This window comes from Pseudogemmobacter sp. TB195 (assembly GCF_058313095.1).
This window is the reverse complement of the sequence record NZ_JBZEGG010000004.1, coordinates 211,273-232,793: the sequence shown is the minus strand read 5'-3', so window position 1 is coordinate 232,793 and position 21,521 is coordinate 211,273. Positions and strand designations below refer to the sequence as shown.

At 54.6% G+C, this 21,521-nt stretch carries 21 protein-coding genes and 1 pseudogene; 11 read left to right on the top strand and 11 right to left on the bottom strand.

The window, feature by feature from the left end:
- Positions 1-155: 155 nt before the first annotated feature.
- The 6 genes and pseudogenes from AC4FS3_RS06805 to AC4FS3_RS06780 form a co-directional block, all read right to left on the bottom strand.
- Positions 156-812, bottom strand: coding sequence for a tail assembly protein (locus AC4FS3_RS06805; protein WP_491019887.1), 657 nt, complete (start codon positions 810-812; stop codon positions 156-158).
- Positions 809-1,441, bottom strand: coding sequence for a hypothetical protein (locus AC4FS3_RS06800; RefSeq protein WP_491019886.1), 633 nt, complete (start codon positions 1,439-1,441; stop codon positions 809-811). The genes AC4FS3_RS06805 and AC4FS3_RS06800 overlap by 4 nt, the downstream gene beginning before the upstream one ends.
- 5 nt (positions 1,442-1,446) lie before the next feature.
- Positions 1,447-2,958, bottom strand: coding sequence for a phage major capsid protein (locus tag AC4FS3_RS06795; protein WP_491019885.1), 1,512 nt, complete (start codon positions 2,956-2,958; stop codon positions 1,447-1,449).
- Positions 2,955-3,434, bottom strand: coding sequence for a gene transfer agent family protein (locus AC4FS3_RS06790; RefSeq protein ID WP_491019884.1), 480 nt, complete (start codon positions 3,432-3,434; stop codon positions 2,955-2,957). Before AC4FS3_RS06790 ends, AC4FS3_RS06795 begins: the two co-directional genes overlap by 4 nt.
- A pseudogene (locus AC4FS3_RS06785) lies at positions 3,427-4,506 on the bottom strand (phage portal protein). Before AC4FS3_RS06785 ends, AC4FS3_RS06790 begins: the two are co-directional and overlap by 8 nt.
- Before the next feature lie 247 nt (positions 4,507-4,753).
- Entirely contained in the window at positions 4,754-6,376 is a 1,623-nt protein-coding gene (locus AC4FS3_RS06780; protein ID WP_491019883.1) for a site-specific integrase, read from the bottom strand.
- 223 nt (positions 6,377-6,599) lie between these two features.
- On the opposite strand from AC4FS3_RS06780, the gene AC4FS3_RS06775 reads away from it, so the two are divergent.
- From AC4FS3_RS06775 to AC4FS3_RS06765, 3 genes are read left to right on the top strand one after another with little or no spacing between them, the layout of a single operon-like run.
- Positions 6,600-7,043, top strand: a complete 444-nt coding sequence (locus AC4FS3_RS06775; protein ID WP_491019882.1) for a hypothetical protein — start codon at positions 6,600-6,602, stop codon at positions 7,041-7,043.
- On the top strand, positions 7,040-8,335 hold the full coding sequence (locus tag AC4FS3_RS06770; protein ID WP_491019881.1) for a relaxase/mobilization nuclease domain-containing protein: 1,296 nt from the start codon (positions 7,040-7,042) through the stop codon (positions 8,333-8,335). The genes AC4FS3_RS06775 and AC4FS3_RS06770 overlap by 4 nt, the downstream gene beginning before the upstream one ends.
- 14 nt (positions 8,336-8,349) lie before the next feature.
- Positions 8,350-10,341, top strand: coding sequence for a type IV secretory system conjugative DNA transfer family protein (locus AC4FS3_RS06765; protein ID WP_491019880.1), 1,992 nt, complete (start codon positions 8,350-8,352; stop codon positions 10,339-10,341).
- Position 10,342: 1 nt separating this feature from the next.
- Here the strand turns inward: AC4FS3_RS06765 and AC4FS3_RS06760 are convergent, their stop codons facing one another.
- A complete protein-coding gene (locus AC4FS3_RS06760) occupies positions 10,343-10,933 on the bottom strand; it encodes a tyrosine-type recombinase/integrase (protein ID WP_491019879.1) in 591 nt (196 codons plus the stop codon).
- A gap of 307 nt (positions 10,934-11,240) precedes the next feature.
- On the opposite strand from AC4FS3_RS06760, the gene AC4FS3_RS06755 reads away from it, so the two are divergent.
- The 4 genes from AC4FS3_RS06755 to AC4FS3_RS06740 all read left to right on the top strand — a co-directional run bounded on the left by AC4FS3_RS06755 (position 11,241) and on the right by AC4FS3_RS06740 (position 12,703).
- Positions 11,241-11,402, top strand: a complete 162-nt coding sequence (locus tag AC4FS3_RS06755) for a hypothetical protein (protein ID WP_491019878.1) — start codon at positions 11,241-11,243, stop codon at positions 11,400-11,402.
- A 92-nt stretch (positions 11,403-11,494) separates the two neighbouring features.
- Entirely contained in the window at positions 11,495-11,875 is a 381-nt protein-coding gene (locus AC4FS3_RS06750; RefSeq protein ID WP_491019877.1) for a hypothetical protein, read from the top strand.
- Positions 11,876-11,989: 114 nt separating this feature from the next.
- Positions 11,990-12,190 (top strand): hypothetical protein, encoded by a 201-nt coding sequence (locus AC4FS3_RS06745; protein WP_491019876.1) that lies wholly within the window; start codon positions 11,990-11,992, stop codon positions 12,188-12,190.
- Positions 12,191-12,220: 30 nt separating this feature from the next.
- Positions 12,221-12,703, top strand: coding sequence for a hypothetical protein (locus AC4FS3_RS06740; RefSeq protein ID WP_491019875.1), 483 nt, complete (start codon positions 12,221-12,223; stop codon positions 12,701-12,703).
- 52 nt (positions 12,704-12,755) lie between these two features.
- Here the strand turns inward: AC4FS3_RS06740 and AC4FS3_RS06735 are convergent, their stop codons facing one another.
- From AC4FS3_RS06735 to AC4FS3_RS06720, 4 genes are all read right to left on the bottom strand, one after another.
- Positions 12,756-13,079 (bottom strand): helix-turn-helix domain-containing protein, encoded by a 324-nt coding sequence (locus tag AC4FS3_RS06735; protein WP_491019874.1) that lies wholly within the window; start codon positions 13,077-13,079, stop codon positions 12,756-12,758.
- A gap of 1 nt (position 13,080) precedes the next feature.
- Positions 13,081-13,476 carry a type II toxin-antitoxin system RelE/ParE family toxin gene (locus AC4FS3_RS06730; RefSeq protein ID WP_491019873.1) on the bottom strand — a complete coding sequence of 132 codons (396 nt, stop codon included), beginning with the start codon at positions 13,474-13,476 and terminating at the stop codon, positions 13,081-13,083.
- A 112-nt stretch (positions 13,477-13,588) separates the two neighbouring features.
- Positions 13,589-13,858, bottom strand: coding sequence for a hypothetical protein (locus AC4FS3_RS06725; RefSeq protein ID WP_491019872.1), 270 nt, complete (start codon positions 13,856-13,858; stop codon positions 13,589-13,591).
- Between the two features lie 30 nt (positions 13,859-13,888).
- The gene (locus AC4FS3_RS06720) at positions 13,889-14,803 is read right to left on the bottom strand and encodes an ArdC family protein (protein ID WP_491019871.1); all 915 of its coding nucleotides are present in this window, start codon (positions 14,801-14,803) and stop codon (positions 13,889-13,891) included.
- Positions 14,804-15,267: 464 nt separating this feature from the next.
- Between AC4FS3_RS06720 and AC4FS3_RS06715 the strand changes: the two genes are divergently transcribed.
- The 4 genes from AC4FS3_RS06715 (at position 15,268) to AC4FS3_RS06700 (ending at position 21,428) form a co-directional block, all read left to right on the top strand.
- Entirely contained in the window at positions 15,268-17,439 is a 2,172-nt protein-coding gene (locus tag AC4FS3_RS06715) for an ATP-dependent nuclease (protein WP_491019870.1), read from the top strand.
- Positions 17,397-19,397 carry a UvrD-helicase domain-containing protein gene (locus AC4FS3_RS06710; RefSeq protein ID WP_491019869.1) on the top strand — a complete coding sequence of 667 codons (2,001 nt, stop codon included), beginning with the start codon at positions 17,397-17,399 and terminating at the stop codon, positions 19,395-19,397. The genes AC4FS3_RS06715 and AC4FS3_RS06710 overlap by 43 nt, the downstream gene beginning before the upstream one ends.
- A 593-nt stretch (positions 19,398-19,990) precedes the next feature.
- Entirely contained in the window at positions 19,991-21,091 is a 1,101-nt protein-coding gene (locus tag AC4FS3_RS06705; RefSeq protein ID WP_491019868.1) for a hypothetical protein, read from the top strand.
- A 94-nt stretch (positions 21,092-21,185) separates the two neighbouring features.
- A complete protein-coding gene (locus AC4FS3_RS06700; protein ID WP_491019867.1) occupies positions 21,186-21,428 on the top strand; it encodes a hypothetical protein in 243 nt (80 codons plus the stop codon).
- The last annotated feature ends 93 nt before the right edge of the window (positions 21,429-21,521 follow it).

Genomic DNA, 21,521 nt, shown 5'->3' with positions numbered 1-21,521 from the left:
CTGCCATTCTGAGGTATAGCCACACGCACGAGCTGACGGTCGGTTAGCGTCGTGGCGGCGGTTTCTGGCGCGGGTGCTGGCGATCTGACAGCTACAGCGCTCACCATGAGGCACAACACGGCCACAGGTGCATATATGGGGCGGGCGAGGCACGGTCAGGCCCCAGCGGTCTGAGACTTGCCCTGGAACTTATCGAACAAGGTATTACCGCCATTGCTGGCGCTATCCTCTCGGTGCTGGATATTGAGAGCGCCATTGATCATGGTGCCGCCGGTGATAACCTCGCCATAGACGATCGGAATGATACCGCCCTCGCGGGTCGTTACCTGCGGGCCGGTCATGGTGAAGGATTTCTCGGTCTCTTCGGATTTCAGCTCAGGCGCGAGAAGCGAGGCAACGCCGGTCAGCAACATGCTCGTGCCAAGCGCGCCCGCGATCGAGCCAGCGCTCATAGTGCCACCAGCGAAAAGAGGTGCTGCGAGTGCTGCGCCACCGAAGGCGGAAAGACCGATCAGCGCGATACCGGCGACGATCTTGCCAATGCCGCCCCGCTTGGAGCCTTTGATGACCGGAACGATATGAAGATTCTGATTGCCCAGCTTGAAGCCGGGAAGTATCGCCTCGTCTAATTCCATGCCGTTCTTTTGCGTCTTACCCGCGACGACACGGAAATGACCGTTACGGATACGATTAAAGAAAGCCGGAAAATTGGCTTGCAGGGCGTCGATCGCCTCTTTCACCGTATCGACTGCGAGCCTGATCTTATGACCGAACTCTTTCCCCAGATTGCCGTAAAGATGAATCGTTCTCATTGGTGTTTCGCTTTCAATGCCCGGAGCGCTTCACGATCGAAGGCAGGGTCAAAGTCCTGTTTTTCGATCTGACGAAGTCTTTCCTCTGAATATACCTCTGGCCCCTGGGTTTTGTCGGATGGGATACCGTGAAGAGCATTGAGCTTTTTGACATGACCGCGCACGGCGAGATTGATCTCTGCGGGTGTCGAGGCCCAGGTCTCGGCGGGAGTCCAGCCGATCCAGCCGGTGCCGATCTCGAAGAGCTGGCGATAAACGATAGGCCAGGCGAGCGGGGTCGAGGTGCTGGCGGTGCCATGATCGGCGCTGTCTTCGTTTTCGTCGTCAAAGCAGGTCAGGAAGAGCGCCAGCAGCTCGCACAGAGGCCCGGAGACGAGCGCTTTCACCCTGGACATATGCAAGGTGCCGAAAGACGCGATTAGACTCTCAGCGGCGCTCCTGTCGAGCGCACAGACCCGGATAATCTCGCAGATCGTGGCGGTGTCGAACTGATCTACGCGACGAAAGAGCGGTTGCCAGCCCTCGGCGCGATCGACCAGAGCCAGAGCCGCCCGCAAGGTCGGCTTGAGAACCACCACGAGATTGCCGTGATGGATCGTTGCTTCATCCTTGCGGGCGGTCGAGGTCATGGCGATCAGGCCGCTTTCAGTTTCAGCTTGGTCAGTGCCTCGCCCATGATGACCTTGCCACCGACACGGCGGCGACCGACGAACTGCACAAGATCATTCTCGGAGAACGTGGAGTAATCGACGCTCGGCTCGAAGGCGATCCGGTCGGTGATGAGGTAGCCGCGATTGAAATCACCAAAGACGATCGGGGACGCGCCAGCGACCGGATCAGGCATGTCGTCGGCGATATATACTGGCTGGCCCAGGATCAGCGAAGGCTCGCCATTCTGGATGCTGCGTTCCCAGACGAGGTTGCCGTCAGCATCTTTCAGACCACGGATCAGGCGCGCGGTCTTGCGGTTGAAGATCCACGAGCCATTGTGCTGATAGCTTGCTTTCACCGAATACAGCAGATCGAGGAGGTCATCGACAGTGATCGTGACGGCTGCGGCTTCGATCTCCTGCACTACGTCCGAAGTCAGAATACCCTCGGCTTGGGTCGTGCCATTGCCGGTGATGAACCACGAGGATTCCAGCTCGCCGAAGCGGTTTGCCATATGGTCGGTAAGCCAGCCGACGAGGTTCAGAGCGCTGTCTTCGAGCAGCGAGCGCGAAACCAACACCTGAGCGCCCATAGCGTAAGGCTCGATGCTGATTTGCTCGAAAGTCGGAGTGCTTTCGGGCTTGGTGCCGGTCTCAGTAACAGAACCAGGCACAACGCCGGTAACAAGGCGCGGAATCTTGAGGAGGCCGGTATCGAACTGCACCTTGCTCGCGAGCTGACGGATCGGGTTGGTCTTGCCGATCTTTTCGAGGATCCTCGCGAGGAAGGTATCGGTGACGAGGTTTTCGCCAGTGCCGGGGGCGCTGATGGTCAGAGCCTTCTGATCGAGCATCTGGCGCTTGAGGTCGATATTGAAACTCTTCACCTCGTCGCCAGCCATGATCGGCGACTTTTGCGCGATCACGCCGGGGCGGTTGCCCTTGGCTTCGATCGCGTCGAGGCGGGCTTTCATGTCGTTGAAGGCTTTGGTGTCGATCTGCGGCGCGTTGGCCGGGATCTGGGTCTCTTCGTTGTCCACTTCGGGAACTCCACTTGTTACAGACTTAACGGAGGTGATCTTCGCGCCGGGGTGCGCAGGCACCGCGACGATCGAAACTTCGTGCAGCTCAAGCGCCGTGATCCTGCGACCACGGCCAAGCGGCTGCGCTTTTTTGGTGACGAAACCGATCGACAGGCCGGTGACAGCACCAGCCTTGACCATCGCGCGGACCTCGCGGGCGCGCTCGACCTCCTCGACGAGGAGACGGCCTTTCACGATCAGCCCTTCGGCGGTCTCTTCGATCTGATCCCAGACGCCGACAACCTGAGCCTGGTCATGCGCAAAGAGCATGGACAGGGTCCGCGAGCCGGTAAACGCGCCTTTCTCGATCAGATCACCGACACGATCAGCAGAGCCGAACGGCCAGGCCAGACCGCTGATCTCGCCGGTATCGGTGACGGTCAGCGCCGCTTTGACTTCGAGCCTATCGGTCATGCAGCCACCGGCAGGATGGCGGCGCTGGCTTCCAGACCTTCCAGTTTGGCGACAAGGTTCTTAGCCCCCGCCACCAGATCAGCCGTTTGCTCATCCGGTTCGCATTGCGCGATTGAACGCGCCAAGCCGCGAAGGTCGATAGGGCCGCTTTCCAATTTTGTCTGCTCGGCTTTGCCGACCCAGCGGGCGTTGACGATCTCGAAGGCGAGCGGGAAGGTCTCGGCCAGCGGGCGGTTATGGGCGTAGGTCTCGACCAGGCGCGCAGCCTCGACAGGGGCGGTGCCAGCGCCGATCAGACCCAGACGGATTATCCCGTGCAGGGTCGAGAGCGGATAGGTCTGGCCGATCAGTTGCAGCCAGAGCGCGCCAATCCCCGAGCCGGTGATCCGTTCCAGCTCTGCGAGCATGGGGTCGGTCATGGCGAAGCTGCGCTCGCGGTCGCCGAAGAAAGCGGTATGGGTGATTGCATCATTCATCTGGGGCGGTGTCCTGATTGGCCGGGGTCGCCGTCGAGGTCGGGGTCGCGCCGGTCGAGGTGAAGGGGTTGTCGAGGTTGTCACCGTCAGGACGGGGCGCGAGGTTGATCGCAGCCCGCGCTTCATTGGCGGTCATGATGCCGCCGGAGCGGTATTTCGTCAGAGCCTCGGCGCGATCCTTTTCGGTCGCGGTCAGCAGGTCGGCGGTGATAAACTCGAAGTAGAAGTCGCGCCGCTCATCCTGGGTCAGCAGGCAGCGCGCATAGGCAGCAGACCATACCGCCAGCCAGGGCTTGAGGGTGAAGGTCAGGAACTGGCGACCCATTTCCTCGCTGTTTGACCAGGTTGCGCGCGACAGCTCGAAGAGCATCGGCGGCGGGACGCGGAAGACGCGCGCGATCTCGCGCACCTGTTCTTGCCGGTTTTCCATGAATTGCGCGTCTGTCAGCGTTTCGGTGATCCGCTCGTAGCTCATGCCCTCGTCGAGGAGCGCGGTCCCACCGGAGCGGCCAGCACCGTGAGCGGCTTTTCAGCTTTCGGTGAGCTTGAGCTTCGCCGCGTCGCCCAGCTTCCTTTCGGTCTTGAGGATGCCAGAGGGGCGCGCACCATTGGCGAAGAGCTTCGAGACATGCGCTTCGAGCGCCAGCGACAGACCGATCGCCTCGCGGCCCAGATGCACCGGAGAGACGCCGCCAAAGGCTTTGACGTGCAGGATGTCGGTAAAGGGGTGACGGCGCTCGCCGTGGGTGTAGCGCACGATATAGGTCGGCTCGCCATCGTCGGCGGTCTCGATCCGCACCTGGCCGGGGTCGAGACGGTGCAGCTCGATCGGCTCGCCGGTGCTGTTGCGCACCACCAGCGCGAAACCATGACCAGAGAGGAGCGCGTCAGTCGTGACCTCGATCCTCAGATCCTCGGCAGAGGTCCAGGGATTCGCCATGTCATGCACCAGACCATAAAGCCGGTGATCCTTTTCGGCCTGTTTGGTCTGACGATCGAAGAGCTTCACCGGCAGCGAGCCGACCCCTTCGGCGATCAGCGAGACCGCACGAGAGACTGCCGGGACGCGCATGGCGCTTTCGCGGGTGACAAGCTGGCCGGTCGAGGAGGAGGTGATCCCGAAGACGGGGAAAGAGGCGGCGGACGTGATGCCCACCGCCGACTTAACACTCGTTACAACGCGCCGAAGCGCAGCACTCACAGACATAGAAAACCACTAAACTCGTTACCTTTGCACTTGACACGAGTTTAGCACTCCCGCGAATCACCGCCAAGAGCAAACATGAGTGAAATTCATGTTCTTTTGGTTTTATATGAATTTATCGCATATTCAGCGCGCGGATCGGTAAGTTGAACTTGGCTTTATTGAGCGCTCGCGACATGCGCTTGATCGGGGAATCGTGAGTGTAAGTTGCCGCTTCTGTTTGATCGCCGTGACCCGTAATCATGTCGTGAACGTCTTTGGGGCATCCAGTCTTTACCAGCTCAGTTTTGAGGTTGTGCCGGAAACTGTGAAAGACTTTCTCCTTCGCGTCGATCTTGAGCTTCGGCAGGTAGGTGCGAAGAAACCAGCGGTTCACCTTGTCCTCTGGTTCCCAGTCTGGGAAGAGGCGATCCGCGCCAGCAGAGCGCAGCTTTGAAACATGGTCGAAGAGGCCCAGGGTCTTCAAGTCGTCGTGGATTGGAACAAGCCTCTTACTGCGCCGATTCTTCGAAGCCTTTGATAAATTGAATACCCAGACACCTTGCTCCTCGTAGATGTCAGCGAGGGTCAGGCGGGCAATCTCTGACGACGAGCGCGCGCCGGTATGCAGAGCGAGCAAAAGCGCCCACTGTCGGGTTTCGTATTGCTTCGGGTCGGCGAATATCTCGTTGCCGAATATTTTGCTCAACTCGCCAGAAGTGAAGGGTAGTCTGGTTGCCTCTTTGTGAGTGTCGCTTCCAGTGGAAACGCGCACTCCCTTTGCCGGGTTGAGTAGAAGCTTCCGATTGACAGCGCCCCACTCCATGATGGTTGAGAGGTGCGAGAGCCACTTCATGTTGATCGTTTGCGGATCGAGGGTCTCATAAGGCTCTGAGCGTTTTGCGTTGGCTTTGATAGCTTGTGGAAGCGTCAGGCCGGGAAAGCGAAGACGATAGCGAGTCGGGGTTTCCAGCAGGGCCGCTTTGTAATCAAGAACATTATCCTGTGTGATTGATTTGGCCGGGATGGGCTTCCCGAGAAACTCCTCGAACATGCGAATTGCAGTGCGATGTTCGTCCATCGTCTTTTGGGCAAGGGTTTCTCGACCGGCTGTGCGTTCCTTGTGGAACGCTGTCAGAACGTCCGAGAGGGTTGTTTCAGCGCCACGGGTTCTGGTCGGCATGGCAACCGGCTCGGGATCGGGTTCGGTCAGGATGGGCAGGCTTGGCGCGCTAACTTTGATTTTGCCTTCGTCACGCTCATTGAAGGCGTTCAACGCTTCGAGCTGCACTTCGGCCAGCGAGCGCAACAGCTCAGCCCTGGGCATGTCAGGAGCCAGCCCGCGCGCTTTCAGAACGTCAGCAGCATACCCGATAGGTGCCTCAGCCTCGTCTTTCTCTACTCGATCGGCCACCAGAAGCCGGAGCTTGTTCGCGTAGATCGGGCGCGAGAAAGCCTCGAAGTCGGCTGTCGTGGAATCGCGCACCGCACGAGCCTGATCGTCAGCAGTTAGCTCAGCGCGGAAATGAGCCTTTGCGGCGGTCGAGAGGGTAGGACGGCGCGAAGCCAAAACCTCGCGAGCTTCGTCGATCGTCGCATAGAAGCTGTTGATTACCGCGACAGCCTTACGCTCGCGCGCCTTCGCGTCTGACGGCAGCTCATAGTCAACCAGCTCGCGTTTACCGACGATCTCGCGCAGCTCCTCGGGAACGGTGACACGGACCACCCACTTTCCCCGGACATGCTGTAAATGCTTCATCCTCGCGACCCTGCTTGTAGCAAATTTTGTAGCAAGGTTTGTAGCGGAAGCCCTTGTAGAACAAGGGGTCTGAGTAAATTCAACGCTATAAGGGCTTAATGGCGGAGAGTGGCGGTAGGAATCTAAACCTATCACACACCGACGCTGACGAGCTTTTTCAGATACTTAGCGATTGGGATGCTCAACTCCGCAAGATGGCTGCGGCTCCGAAAGGGCCACGGCCATGAGGGGGGCACAGACCACAAAGCGTCTGCCGCCGCTCTCTATCCGGCTGTCTGCGGAGGAACGGGCACAACTCGCGCGGCAGGCGGGCAACCAGCCCCTTTCCAGCTACATGAAGGCCGTTCTGCTGCGGGGGGAAGCCCCACGCCAGCGGGATAGCCGCACACAAGCCGACCATGCCATATTGGCACGGGTGTTAGCGGTTCTGGGCAAAAGCCAGCTCGCTTCCTCGCTCGAACGGCTGGCACAGGCAGCGCATAGCGGCAGCCTGTATGTTGATGACCAGACAGTGCAGCAATTGCATGAAGCGTTCAACACGGTCGCCGCCATGCATTTTTGCCTGCTCACGGCTCTGGGCAAGCGCCCTGAACGCCCGATGGCACTGCCCGCCGATCTGTCTGACGTGTTTGCCAATGTGGCACAGGATCAGGAGGCGCAGCCATGATCCTCGTTGGCTCCCAGCGTGGCGGTGCGGGTAATCTTGCCCGCCACCTGCTCAATGACCGCGATAACGATCATGTCACGGTGCAGGAATTGCGGGGCTTTACCGCCCGCGACCTGCACGGGGCGTTTGAGGAAGCCCATGCGATTTCTCTGGGGACGCGGTGCAAACAGTTCCTGTTTTCTCTAAGCCTGAACCCACCCAAGGATGGGAACGCCAGCCTTGATGACTTCATGGCGGCAGCTGACCAAGCTGAGCGCAAGCTCGGCCTGGTCAGCCATCCCCGCGTGGTGGTGATCCATGAAAAGAAAGGCCGCAGACACGCCCATGTGGTGTGGTCGCGTATTGATGCCGAGAGCATGAAGGCGGTGAATCTGCCGTTCTTCAAAACCGCGCTCAATTCCCTGTCCAAAGACCTGTACCTTGAACATGGCTGGAAGCTGCCGGAAGGCTACCGCGAAAACGGCTGGAAAAACCCGCTCAACTTCACCCTTGCCGAATGGCAGCAAGCCCAGCGGATCGACCTCGATCCGCGCGAGATCAAGCAAGTATTCCAGCAGGCTTGGGCGGGATCGGACAATCAGCAAAGCTTTAGGGCAGCCCTTGAAGACAGTGGGTATTTTCTGGCGCGGGGTGATCGGCGCGGCTTTGTTGCGGTTGATATTCATGGCGAGGTGTATTCGGTCGCCCGCATGACGGGGGTGAAAACCAAGGATGTAACCGCCCGCCTTGGCAGCCCTGATGCCCTGCCAAGTGTGGAAGACACCAAAGCCCAAACCCAAGCCAAGCTCTCTTCGGGCTTGAAAGAACACCTGAAAGCCTCACGCGAAGAACAGCGCCGCGCCCTTCAACCGATTGAGGATGAACGCGCTAAGTTGGTGCGCGATCACCGCACGGAGCGGGCACGGCTGGAACGCGGCCAAGCGCAACGCTGGCAAGCGGAAGCCAAAGAGCGTGCCGAGCGCCTGCGTTCTGGCCTGAAAGGCGTGGTTGATTTCATCACTGGGAGGGCCGCGCGGATGCGGGCGCAGAATGGCCGCGAAGCCCTTGCCGCCCATCAGCGTGATCGCAATCAACGGGACGCTTTGCATCAGGCACAGGCAACTGACGTGGTCGCACTGCATAAGCGCTACGCCGATCTCAAAACCCAGCAACGCCAAGAGCGCATGCAACTGGCCGCCAAGATCGGCCAGATGCTGCGCCTGACACGGGCAATGGGGCTGGATGCGAAACCCGCCCCTGATGCGTCCCGTAGCAGGCTTTCCAAACAACGCGGCTTTGATCTCGACCTTTAAGACGGGAGAACACCATGACCAATGGCCTTATCAATCTGCCCACCAGCACAGGCGGCGCGGGTGCTGTCGCAAAAGCTGACGCTGCGCATATCCCGCTCGGCACGGCGGCGTGGCACAATTTTGATGCCGCGAGTACTTTCCGATTTCGCACGGGCGATCTGTGGTTATCGCGTGATCTTGCGGGCGAACCTGCCGGATATCGTGACGACCGCCATGTGCTGCTGGTGAGCGGCACACGCATGGGCAAAGGCGCATCCGTGATCGTGCCGAATTTGTGCCTGTGGCCGGGGTCGGTGGTCGTGATCGACCCCAAGGGCGAAAACGCGATTGTCACCGCCCGAAGACGTGGGGCGGGGTCTGCCTATAGCGCGGGCTTGGGGCAGCGTGTGCTGATCCTTGATCCCTTTGGGGAAGTGGTGCGGGGTGAGGATGATTTTGCGGATATGCGGGCAGCGTTCAATCCGCTGGATGTGATCCTGACGCGCAAGCGTGAAGCGGTTGATGATGCTGCCAGAATTGCAGATGCCCTGATCGTAAGCGAAGGCAGCGGGGATTCCTTCTTTGATGATACAGCCAAGGGCATCATCAAGGCGCTGATCCTGCACGTTGCCAGTGACCGGAACTATCCCGATCATCAACGCAATCTGCTGACTTTGCGCCACGCTTTGCTGGCTGGCGATGATGAGATGCGCCGGATGCTTGAGCGTAACGGTGTCGAAACACCGCCCAGCGGTATCGACCTGTTATTTTCCCGCATGAAATTCAACGGGGCGTTTGGCGGCGTGGTCGCCAAACATGGGGCAATGCTGCAAGAATTGCTGGATACCTCGCCGCGCACCCTCATGTCGGCGCTGCAAGTGGCGCGAACGAACACGGATTTTCTGGATAGCCCTGCACTGCGCTCCTGCCTTGATAGCTCGACCTTCCAGCTATCCGATCTGAAAGCCGCGCCTACCAGCCTGTATCTGTGCTTGCCGCAGCGCTTTATGGGCAGCCATTATCGTTGGCTGCGCATGATGACCACGCTGATCCTAGGCGAGATGGAACGCGCCCGTGTGCGTGTGCCGCCAAAGCACCCCATGCTGATGGTGCTGGATGAGTTTCCGGCGCTTGGGCGTATGAAGGTGATCGAGAACGCGGCAGCCCAGATTGCGGGCTATGGCGTAAAGATGATGTTCGTGGCGCAGACCATGGCGCAACTCAAGGACGTGTACAAAGACAATTGGGAAACCATGGTGGCGAATGCGGGGGTGAAACTGTTCTTCGGGAACGATGACAATTTCACGCGGGAATATATTTCCAAGATGATGGGCGACATGGAACTGCGCCGCTGGGCGCAAAGCTATAGCCACAGCGAAGGCCGCAGCCAAAGTACCAGCCATGGCAGCCAGCAGGGATATTCGGGCAATCGTACAACGGGTGCTTCCAGCTCTGTCTCATTCGGGCAGAATGGCAGTTTCACGATGGGGGACTCCCGCAGCAAAAGCGAAGGCTGGTCACGGGGTGAGAGTCACAGCACGACCCAAGGCACCACCGAGGGTAAAACCGAGGGCGCAAGCGAAACGTTTCACAAACGCCCCTTGCTGACACCGGACGAAGTAGGGCGGTTGTTCGGTAGCCGCCAGACCCCCGCCATGCTGGCGCTGATCTCTGGCCTGCAACCTATCGCCCTTAAGCGCACCCTGTATTTCGCTGATCCGGTGCTTTCTGAAAAGTTCGATCCGCACCGCGATCATCCTCCGCCGCCCACGCGCGCGCAGCTTGCGCAGCGCGACATGGCGATCTTTTTCAAACACATATTTTCACCACCGCCTGCCGTGAGGCAACCAACCCAAAAGGCGACAAGCGCCACCTTGCCGCAAACGATCAGCGTGGATACGGCGCCGACACCCGCCGCCAGCAACGGCTTGATACAGGCAGCTTTGTACTCCGCCATGGTCACAGCGTTGAAGGTGCTGGCGGTAGGCAGCGCAGTTGCAGTCTATGCGCTTGCGGTCGGTTTTTAGCTCACCACATACGGCTGGCAATCTCGCGTTCTTCCTGCCCCAGCACATGGGTATAGATGGCCGTGGTGGACAGGCTTGCATGACCCAGCCAGCGCTGCACAAGCGTAATAGGTATGCCTGAACGGATTGCGTGAACGCCGAAAGCATGGCGCAAACCTTTTGGCGTTGCGTGCGGGCCTGTGCTGATCTTGGCTTCGCTCATGACGGCCTTCACCAACCACCAAGCGCGGCTGCGCGATAGCGGCCACAATGGGGTATCATGTGGGCTGTCATGCCCGCCGCCCAGGGCATCCAGCCGCCGGATGATTTGATCGGGCATGGGGATCTCCCGCACGACGAGCGCTCCGCGTTTTTTGAGGCTGCACACGGCTATGATGCCGTCCTCGGCATTGATGTTGCCCACTGTCAGCGCAAGCGCTTCCGAGATGCGGCAACCAGTGAAGGCCAACACAAGGCACAGTGCGGCCACTTCGGCGCGTGGGTGCTTGCCTGCGGTCACGATGAAGCGCCCGCGCTCCTGCGCGGTCAGATACTTGCGCCGACCGTCACGGGTGTAGAGGCTGGCGGGGCGTGTAAGGTGTAGATTTTCCATGTTTTCCCTTATCGGCACGAGGGTTGCCGAGAAGGGAGGACACGACAGAATTACACATTCTGTTCAGTCACCGTGAAGGCCATGGAACCGCAAGGCTTTCTCGGTGGTATCACCTACGCCACTTAACATTGGGATTGCCCAGAATCAAGCAAAACTAGCCCTTTTGTGGACGACTGAACAGAATGTGTAATTCTGTTCAGCGCCTTACACGGTGGTATCTCCGGCATTTATTCACCTCAATTCAGGGGCTGAATTTTTGCTGGGTCGGACTTCCCTGTTTTGGCTGCCAATACAGAAAGGCGCGATCATGTCCAATGACGACTACCTGCGTAAGCAGGCGCAGAACCAGTTCGAGCAAACGCCGCAAATGCAGAATTTGCAAAGCTATCAGGCCAATCATCACATGGTGCAGACCTACAACAACGAGCTTGAGCGCCTGCGCCGCGAACAAGACCAAAAGAGCCGCTGACGTTCAGCAGATGATGCTTCTTGCCGGGCTGGAAAGCATCCAGTCCGGCATTACGGATTCCGGCGACACAGAAAATATACTGCGAGGACATTATGCTGAGTACGGAGGATAAAAAGCGCATTGAGGCTGAGGAGGCCTATCGTGCGCAAATTGCTTCCCGTAAAAGGCCATCCGCTGCAAGCACCGGATTCTGGCTTGAAATGGGACGGGTGAAGTTTAAGCTCGTAGCCCTGCTTATTCTAGTCGCACTTACCTTGGCAATGTGTGCGGGACGCGCGGTGCTTGTGGGTGCCTCTGACAGCGAGCGCCCTATGACGGACAGGGAGGCCTTCATCGCCGATTTGGATGCAGATATTGCGGAGCTTAAGGAGCGGTTTGGGGATGATTTTGATCCCGAAATGCTATCCGGAAAGCCTTACAATTTCTTAGATGAAGGTGTTGAAAATCTTCTGCCTCCGCCCCCACCACAGTGAGTAAGGCGGGCAATCAGATAGATAATCACTCTGTCTGACTTTCAAATTCAACTACAAATCAGGTGAGATATGTCACAAGATGGAATGCTCTGTGGGTTTTGTGGAACGGAAGTGATGAGCGGGTTCACTATCTGCAAAGGGTGTGGGGCTAATTATCGCAGCAGCCATGCATTGGCCAAAGTCGGCGCTGCGGTCGGGATGTTTGGTCTGGTCGGCATGACGGCGAACGTTGCGGTTGGCATAACCATCATCTTGATCGGTATTGGAATATATTTCATTCCACTGCCGAAGCGGTGGTATCGCCGGAATGACTGATCGCTGCCAATGATCTGATGGAGTAAATACATGAAAACACTGAATGTCACATCGACGCTTGCGGGTATCGTGGTAAGCATGGCTCTTGCTTCGCCGTCCATGGCCGATGCGTGGGCATATGCGGGCGATAGCAGTGACAAGAAGGTCTATACTTACAGCGAAAACAAGGCCACGAGCATTGCAATCGGTTGTGATCGCATGGGCCTGTATTTTGACCTGTATTTTCTGTCTGGCCTTGCTGGCTGGCAGGGGAATGGTGATGTGAGCCTTGTTGTCGGCCAGCAGACCTTCCCTGTGGTCGCACTCGATGGCGGTTCCGATTATGCCAGACTATTCACACGTGCGGATGGGCAGGATGGTGTATCGGAGGCGCTGATTTCTGCAATGTCGTCTGGTAGTGTCCTAACCATTGAGGGTGCCGCAACGGCGAAGATGAAAGCAAGCTCTCGTACCTACGGCCTGAATGGCTCTGCGGATGCAATTTCCCGAATTCGCCGCCAATGTGGGCAATGATTGAAATATACTGAAAACAAGACAGGCGCGGGATTTTTCCGCGCCTGTTTTCTTATCTGACAGTAAGAACAGAAACAGCTCCTGCGCCCCGCGCCATTCTCGGGCGGATCATGATTTCAACGTCCTGATCCAAACGCGTCAGAAGTTCCATCAGGCGCTCCACTGAAAATTCATTCAGTTTGTAGCGTGACAGAGCAGAAACGCGAGGCTGCGGAATGCCGAGGATTTCGGCACTTTCAGCTTGCTTGAGCTTACGATCTGCAATGAGTTCGTTTATCGCCATCGCTAGTCGTGTTTTTGTCTTGCGTTCGACGGCATCTGGTTTTCCCAGATCGGCAAACACATTCCCAGTGCCAGTTTTGATTTCATCACTCATGTTACGCCCCCTTTCCGGTGGGGTGGTTCTTTGTCATTTCGTCGTAATGCGCTTGAGCACGTTTCAGTCGCTCATGCACCAAGTCCTGATCCCGCTTGTCAGTCTTGATCCCTTTAGGGGATTTCTTTTGAAAAGCGTGCAGGACGTAAATCGCGCCCTCGAAGCGTACCGTGTAGATGGCGCGGTACGCATCACCATCATAGCGTTCGACAATCTCAAGAACGCCGGGGCCTTCGCCCTTCCAGTGCTTGGCATCAGGGTGTTTGCCACCTAACTGTGCAACACCAAGAGCATACCCAATGTCGTCTATGACCGCTTCGGGAAAAGCGAGCAAATCGTCTTTGCTCGACCCTACCCAGTGTATCGGTGTTTCTTCGTGCCGCGTGCGCTTCATCATCAAAATATATCAGACTTGGTATAAAAGTCAAGTTTGCCGCAGGTAAACGCCCAGGGCGTGGAGGGTGGGCAAGAAGCCTTGCAGCCGCCTACTGAGGCGGTTGCGCATGATCCTAGAACAAAGATAGCTGCTGCGCGGCGGGTTTGCACCATCCAGTGCGGTCGGCCTCGTGGTCAAGCCATGCGGTGACGAAGGCCACCGCCCCGCCATGTGCGGCCACAGTGCCAGCGGCGATAAAGTGCGAACGGTAGCCCGTTTCTGTCACGGGCAGCGCGGCCTTGCCTGTGCTGTGCAACTCTATGTGGTCAACCAGCCCGAATGCCTCCGGTGTAAAGTCGATGCGTAGCGCGATGCCGCGCCACGTGATGTTGTGTGTTTCCATCTGCTCGGCCTGCCTTGGGGAACACGCCGCTTACGCGGCGCGTCCTTCCTGTAAGGGGTTGGGTTGAACGGTTTGGGCTTGCAGGTTGTGCAGATAGTCGGCGGCACGTTGGGCGTGTGCGGCTGCGGTGAAGATGGCGCGTCTGTCGTCCTTCAAGACGGTAAGCCAGCTTTGAATATAGGCGGCATGGTCGGCGCTCGGCTCCGGCCTCAAGGCCAGATCAGCGCAAAGGAACGCCGCGCCCAGCTCGGCCACCAGTTCTTCGCGGGCATAGCCTTCATCCCCCCATTTCTTCCGGCCAAAATCCCGATCCAGCCGCGCGGGGTGTTTCGTCCAGTGGGTCAGCTCGTGCGCCAGCGTAGCATAGTAGGATGCTGGGCTGCTGAACGCCTCGAACGCTGGCATCTGCACATGGTCAGTGCCGCCGCTGTAGTAGGCACGGTTGCCGCCGTGGCGAAGGGCTGCGCCTGTCGCGGCAAAGAATGCCTCCGCATGGGCGATGCGCGGCAACATATCAATCACAGCGGGCGGGGGTGCGCGGTATTGGTCTGGCAAGCCCTCGATCTGCTCGACGTTGAATACGGTGTAGCCCTTCATAAACGGGATGCTGCGTTCTTCGTCCTGCCCGTTCTCGCCTTCCTCGGTCTTGGTGATGGTGTTGGCATAAACCACCAGCGAGCCGCGCTCTCCCTTGCGCACATGCCCGCCAAGTTCCTTGGCCTGCTGGAAGGTCATCCAGTGCGGGGCGATAAAGCCCGCTTCCACCGATGCTGCCCAGAGCATCAAAACATTGATCCCGTTGTATGGAGTGCCGTTGTGCCGCAAGGGGCGAGTGATCCGCCCTTCAAGGTTGCCATTGCTCCAAGGCTTGATCCAAGTAAGCTGGCCTTGCTCAAGATCAGCCACAATCTTGTCGGTGACTTTTTGGTAAACATCGGTTTTCATTGGGCGTTCTTCCTTTTCTAGATGTCGTTTGCGCATGCAAACGGGACTAGGCCCGCGCCAATGAGCGGGGGAAAACCGTCCAGACCGTATCCGGTGGAGGGGGATCACCCGCCCTGCACGCAGGCGAAGACAAGGAAGGGTGGGGATACCGCCGGATACGCCCACGCGCCAAAGGCGCAGGGCTTGGTCTTGACGGTTGGGGGCAAGGCCCCTTCCTAAAAAAGGGCGTTCAGCCTCCCAGCACTGTCAGGTTTCTAAAGGAAAGCTCGGCTCGTTAGGGTGCTAAACCCAAACATTTCATACGTTCTGATTATGTTCGGCTTGAACTTCTGAGAGCACAGTGCTTGCGGCAACAACTGCAGCAGATGGACGTGCCTGCTATGCGCAGTCATACTCTAATATTATTGCATATATGATGAACCCCGGTAATATGAGCAAGCATATTGCTTTCTGGAGGGTTGGATATGAGAATTTCTTCGTTTAATTTGAAGGGGTACAGAAGGCTAGCCGATGTTAGTTTAGTTCTTGGCGACAGGAAAACCGTGTTGGTCGGGGCAAATAATAGCGGCAAAACTTCATGCATAGGTGCGCTCCATACGTTCTTAAAAAGCCCCGATAATCTTAGAATCCGAGATATATCAAAACGAAATTGGAAAGAGATTCAGTCTCTTGGTCAGGAGGTTGAAATCGACTTTCCTTCAAGTGAAAAATTGGAGGAAATTCTTTTCAAGTTGGCTAGTCTAATGCCCACATTGGATGTAGCAATCGACGCAAATGCAATCGAAGCATACAAGGTTCGGGATATTCTTCCTGATTTGGAATGGAGCGGGGGGATATTAAGGGTTAGGCTATCCTATGAACCAAAAGATATAGCTAAGCTACTTCGTGATTTTGTTGATGCGAGAAACGTTGTGTCAAAACACAGCGGCGCTGTAAGCTTGTGGCCAAAAGATCTTTGCGACTTTTTAGAGAAGGGTAACAATTTTAGCTCTTACATTCGGCAAAATCACTACATATTAAGCAAGTCAGCCGATCCTAAAGAGAATGATGTGCTGCAGCCTTTAAAATCAGACGCATTGAGGAAATTGGTTCGGGTAGATGTGATTTCCGAACAAAGGGGTTTGGGTTCAGAAGATGGCGAGGATCAAAGAGGCCCATATTCCGAGAAGCAAAGGCTGAATAAGCTGCTCCGTGATTACTACGAGCGAATTCTGAATCCCGATGACCACCCTGAGGAAGGCGATATTAAGGTATTGGGACAGCAACAGGTTTTGGAGAATGGCTTTACAGACAGGCTAAACGAGCAGTTCAAAAATCCCTTCGATGAGCTGAGGATTATGGGATACCCAGGCATTGGTGGAAATCCATCCGTCGAAATTGCTGCAAAAATAAGCGGCACTGATGCGCTGAGAAAATCATCATCTGTGAGGTACCGTTTTGACAAAAATGAAGATGAGTTTCTTCCTGAAAGCTATTTGGGACTTGGATATCAAAATCTTATCTACCTGACTTTTCGACTCTTAGGGTTCCGTGACAGTTGGATGCGTGTTGGGAAAGCGTCTCTCGCTACAGAAGGCGTTGAGGAGCAAATTGAACCTATTCACTTGGTCCTCCTCGAAGAACCGGAAGTGAATTTGCATGCTCAAGTTCAAAGGGTGTTTATCTCAAAAGCTTATGATACGCTGAGAAATCATTCACGACTGCGTGATAAAGAAAGCAAGCAAGACAAACCTGAATACCAAACGCAATTGGTGATTAGCACCCACTCAAGTCACATTATTGATAATGTAGATTTTAAAGATCTGCGATACTTTAGGCGAAATGTAGCGAGCGCAGATATTGCCATGGATCACACATCAATCGCGAATATGTCAGAACTTTTTGCCACCCCCAAGAAGGAGCTTCAGTTTGTAAGAAAGCATCTTAAACTCACACACTGCGACATTTTTTTTGCCGATGGCATCATTTTCGTAGAAGGCCAAGCTGAGAGACTTCTAGTGCCTGAATTTATTTCAACTAAATTTCCCGATCTGTCGAGTAGATATATTTCTATGTTGGAAGTGAGTGGTGCACATACTCATAAGTACAGAGAGCTGGTTGAGAAGCTTGGTGTTACAACCTTGATCCTCACAGATCTGGACTCTGTGGACAGTGAAGGGAAATCATGCGTTCCTAAGGTTGGGTCAGGTCAAAAAAGCAACAATGACACCTTGAAGATGTGGCATCCTAAAAAAACGACATTGGATGAGTTATTGGGGCTGCCAAAGGAAAGTCACTCCTCGACATGCCAAGATGCGTCTATATATGTGGCCTATCAAAAATCAACACACGTTCTAGGGCAGGAAGTTTTATCAAGAACCTTTGAAGATGCTCTGATTTTGGCGAATATTGACCACCCCAAATTCCAAAGCATTGAATTTCTCAATGAAGCTAAGGCAGACGCTAATAATGGCAAGAAGCCCCTGTCGGAATCACTCTATGAGTACGTTAAAGGATTGAACAAGGGTGAATTTGCCTTTGGTTGCCTATTGCATCTTTCTGATGAGAGTGCTCTGAGATTTGAGCCCCCAGAGTATATGAGTGATGGCCTCAAATGGTTGGAAAAAAATCTCTCGATAAAAACGCAGGAGCCATGACTATGCCGCAAGATGTATTTTTGGCCGAAACTAGGCGCATTGACCATGACGGTAAAGTCGATGAACGCATTAGAGACTGCCTTAGCCCCGGCTCAGGCAAGAGCTTCATCACGTTTGCTGGTGCGGGATCGGGCAAAACCTACTCTCTAAAAAAAGCACTGGATTTCCTGAAGGCAGAGCATCGTTCTGATTTTTCTAAAGACGGAAGGCAAATTGCGGTAGTCACATTTACAAACAATGCCGCAGAGGAAATACAGGACAGAATAGAGCAGAGTTCAATCTTTGCAGTCTCAACAATTCATAGTTTCTGCTGGGCATCCATTTCGGGATTCAACGAAGACATTAGAAAGTGGTTCTTGAGTAAGATCCCTGATGATATTGCCGATCATGAGGAGAAAGAAAAAACCGGGCGTCCAGGGAAAGCATCAGATGCGCGGAAGAGAGCTATCGCTCGACTTAAGGCTAAAATGGAGTGGCTGAATTGTCCGCGCTCGTTTGTTTATGATCCCAACGGCGTTAATTCATCGCAGAACTCACTGTCACATACAGATGTTTTGAATATTTTCTCAGATTTCTTGACACATAAACCCATGATGGCAGAGATCATAGTGAATAAATTTCCATTCATATTCATCGATGAGAGCCAGGATACTAACCAAAAAGTTATGAATGCATTTTTTTCGCTGAAATCTTCCAAACCTGACCGTGTTGTTATAGGCCTCATGGGCGACACGATGCAGAGAATTTTTGGTGGCGGCGAGCCCGATCTTGGCAAGGGCAAGCCATCAGGTTGGATCAATCTTGATAAAGAGATGAATCACCGATCCGCGCGAAGAATTGTGGGATTAGGAAACCAAATTCGTAGTGAGGATGATAAGCGTACTCAATTTGCCCGAGAGGGAGCGGTGAATGGAGTTGTCCGCTTCTTTCTACTGCCCTACGGCGTCATCAATAAAGATTCAATCGAGAGTAAAATTCGAGAGAGAATGGCTGTAATTTCTGGCGACTCCGGATGGAATGCTGTGGATGACAAGGATACTGCAATTCTACTATTGGAGCATAAAATGGCAGGGCCGCGCTTGGGGTTTTCAGAGCTCTGGGCTAAGCTGTCGCAATCAGAAGTAATAAAAGATCAAATTTCCAGCGGGGAAAATTCTGAGTTAAATTTCTTCTCAAGCATTGTTTTCCCTATGGCTGAAGCTAGCATATCTAAGCGTCGAGCTGAACTGATGTCCATTTTGAGGGAGCACAAATCCCCTCTTTTAGAGATGTCAGTTTTTGAAGCCAGCAAGGATGATCCTCTTGCCGCCGCACGGGCTGCGGAACAAGCATTTAATAAAGTCGTCTCAGAACCACAAGCGAGTTTTCGCGCGGTTTTGGAAATTATTAGTGAGCACAATCTACTAAAAATCCCGCCAAAGCTTAGGGCGTTTTTGCCAACCTCTTCCGACGATGCCCCTGAATCGAAAGTAAGTGTGATCGAGAATGACTTTCAGGAAAAGCTGGATGAAACTGAGGAGTCGACCGATGACAGCGAAATCGCTGCGTGGGCGGACGCATTGGAAATCGAGTTCTCTCAAGCTGGGCTTTATCAAAGCTATATCAAAGAAAATTCGCGTTTTCGGACACATCAAGGTGTGAAGGGGAACGAATTTAATCGCGTTATGGTTATCATGGATGATGAGGAAGCTGGGGGATTCTTGTTTTCATATGAGCAATATTTCGGCGTAAAGGATCTCTCTGCGGCGAGCCGGAAGAAACAAGATGCTGGAGAAGAGACTGGGCTTGAACGTACACGTCGGCTATTTTATGTTACATCAACGCGAGCAAAAAGCAGCCTTGCACATGTAATCTACACTTCTGACCCCATTAAACTCAAAGCCAATCTTCTGGGTAGAAAGCTATCTGCAGAAAATGAAGTGATTATTGTCGACCCCCAGAACGGGTTTTCTGTATAGAGGAAATTCAGGATGAAATGCTGGAGAAGGTGCTGAATGGCGTTCAGGCGTCAAACGCTTGTGCATGGTTCGGTGCAGGTGGAGAAGCATATCTCCAAGCCCTGCTCGTGGGCTCAGGGGGAGCGAAAGCCCTCTGATCGGGTTCAGCGTCGATACGGTGGCGGCATCCAATCCACGAAGGGTTGGTCAGGGTTCCATAGGGGCAAGAACGCCTCTTGGTCGATGGGGGTCTTGGGGGAGCGCGAAGGCTCCCTCCCAAGTGGTGCTGCAACGGCCAGACGTTTGCGAGTGATTGACCGACGATACGGTCTGTCAGCCTGCCGAGTGGCTCAATGCCCGAAGTCAGGCCGTGGCGTGGGGGATGCAACGGGGGCGCGCAGCGGACCCCTTGCCAACGAAGGTACGACAGTACACATCGTTGCAGTGCAGGGCGTAGCCCACATGTCCCAGTGCAGGGCGTAGCCCACATGTCCCAGTGCAGGGCGTAGCCCACATGTCCCATGTGTACCACCTTGCGCCTGCTATGATAGGCTGGCGGCACCCACACCAACTTGATGTATCCAGCGCTCGACTCTCCGCAGCAAGAGGATAAAATGGGTACCAAAGAAAATAGGAGGTGTGACCTAATGGTACGTCGATCTGACGGGCAGAAATCACCGAGAGAAGGCGCCCCTGTCCCCCGCGAGTTTTCTACACAACCATTGCTTCAAGCTCCCAAGGAAAACCTTAAGGATGTCAATGTATTTGGTGTAAAACAAAGCGGCATTCGCTTTGGTCCACACGAAACAATGATACAAGTTTCCGCAAGCCCAAGCGGGAACAATATAGACATCCAGAAGACTAAACGGGATTTGCTTTTTGTTTCCCAGCTCCGGGAGGCATCCGAAGCAATAAAATTGCCTCAAGAGGCAGTTGAAATTTTCTTTGATGCGCTGACAGTTCACGTTTGCACTTCGCCCCTTCCATTTGATCTTCATGGCGGGGAAAATTGGGGAAATTTGCTTAAAGATAGCAATGCGCTTATTATCTCAAGAATGAGCGCAGAGCACCAGAGGAAAGATAGTATACGTAATGTATTTGGCAGAATCGCTGAGGGTGAAGATTTTTATTCATCTGAAGTGATTGAAATTGCCAAGGCCATTGCGAGCATGAATGGCGATCAGATATCCATTCTATCTTCCGCCATGAAACGTATTGTTGATGGTACATATCAAGAGCCTCAAAATGTCGTCCTCGAAGGAGGAAGCGAAGAAACCACGGCCCGTGCCGCCAAAGAAATTGCCAATGCAAACATACCTTTCTGGGCGAACAGAAAGAATCTACAAGGAACGGGAGAGCGGTGGAAAGGTAGTGCCGTTGACTTCATTCAGCATTGGTATGGGGAATGGATTGAGAAAAATGAGATGAGATTGTCTCATCTTCGAAGAGATATACCTTTGTATAATGCATATTTGGCTTACGTTGTGCGATGTAAGAAAGTCGATATCACGCCAGCGCTTGATATTCCTTCAGACGTAAAGCGCTACTCCGATGAGGAGCTTGCAGCTGCGAAACTCCCTTCCGGTGCCTCGAAGTATATTCCAACGGCACAGCTTTCGCCCGACCAACAAGCGCAGAGGCGAGCTTACGGTGCGGCACACCAGAGAAAGCAGCGTGATAAAAATTCTTTAAAATCAGGAAGATATATAAAATAATATAGTTTTGAACTATACATGCTGACTTTCAGTGTGGCGCGTGTCATGCTGGTGTTGGCAGCTTAAAGAGCTGCTGATTCGAGGAGAACTCAGCATGCCTACCAACAGGACTTCTGGTACCTTCGGCACACCCAACGCCTCTGAGCGCTCCAGAACGGCTAAGGTAATTGCCAAAATCTGCTATTCCGGCGAATATCAGTTTCAGAAGGCTTACTTTGACGAACGAGGCCGTCTCATCCAAGTTCTTGCCGAAAGCTTTTCTAAAGGTGAGCCCGACATTTTTGATATCAATGATGCGGCCGATATTTCCCGTCGGCCAAAAGCCTCCAATTCGTAGCTAAGGGTCGACTTAATTCAGGCTAATCTATCGTGTGAATTTATGGGATAATATTCCTATAAATTCACACAGCTTTCTGATATGCTACACGGT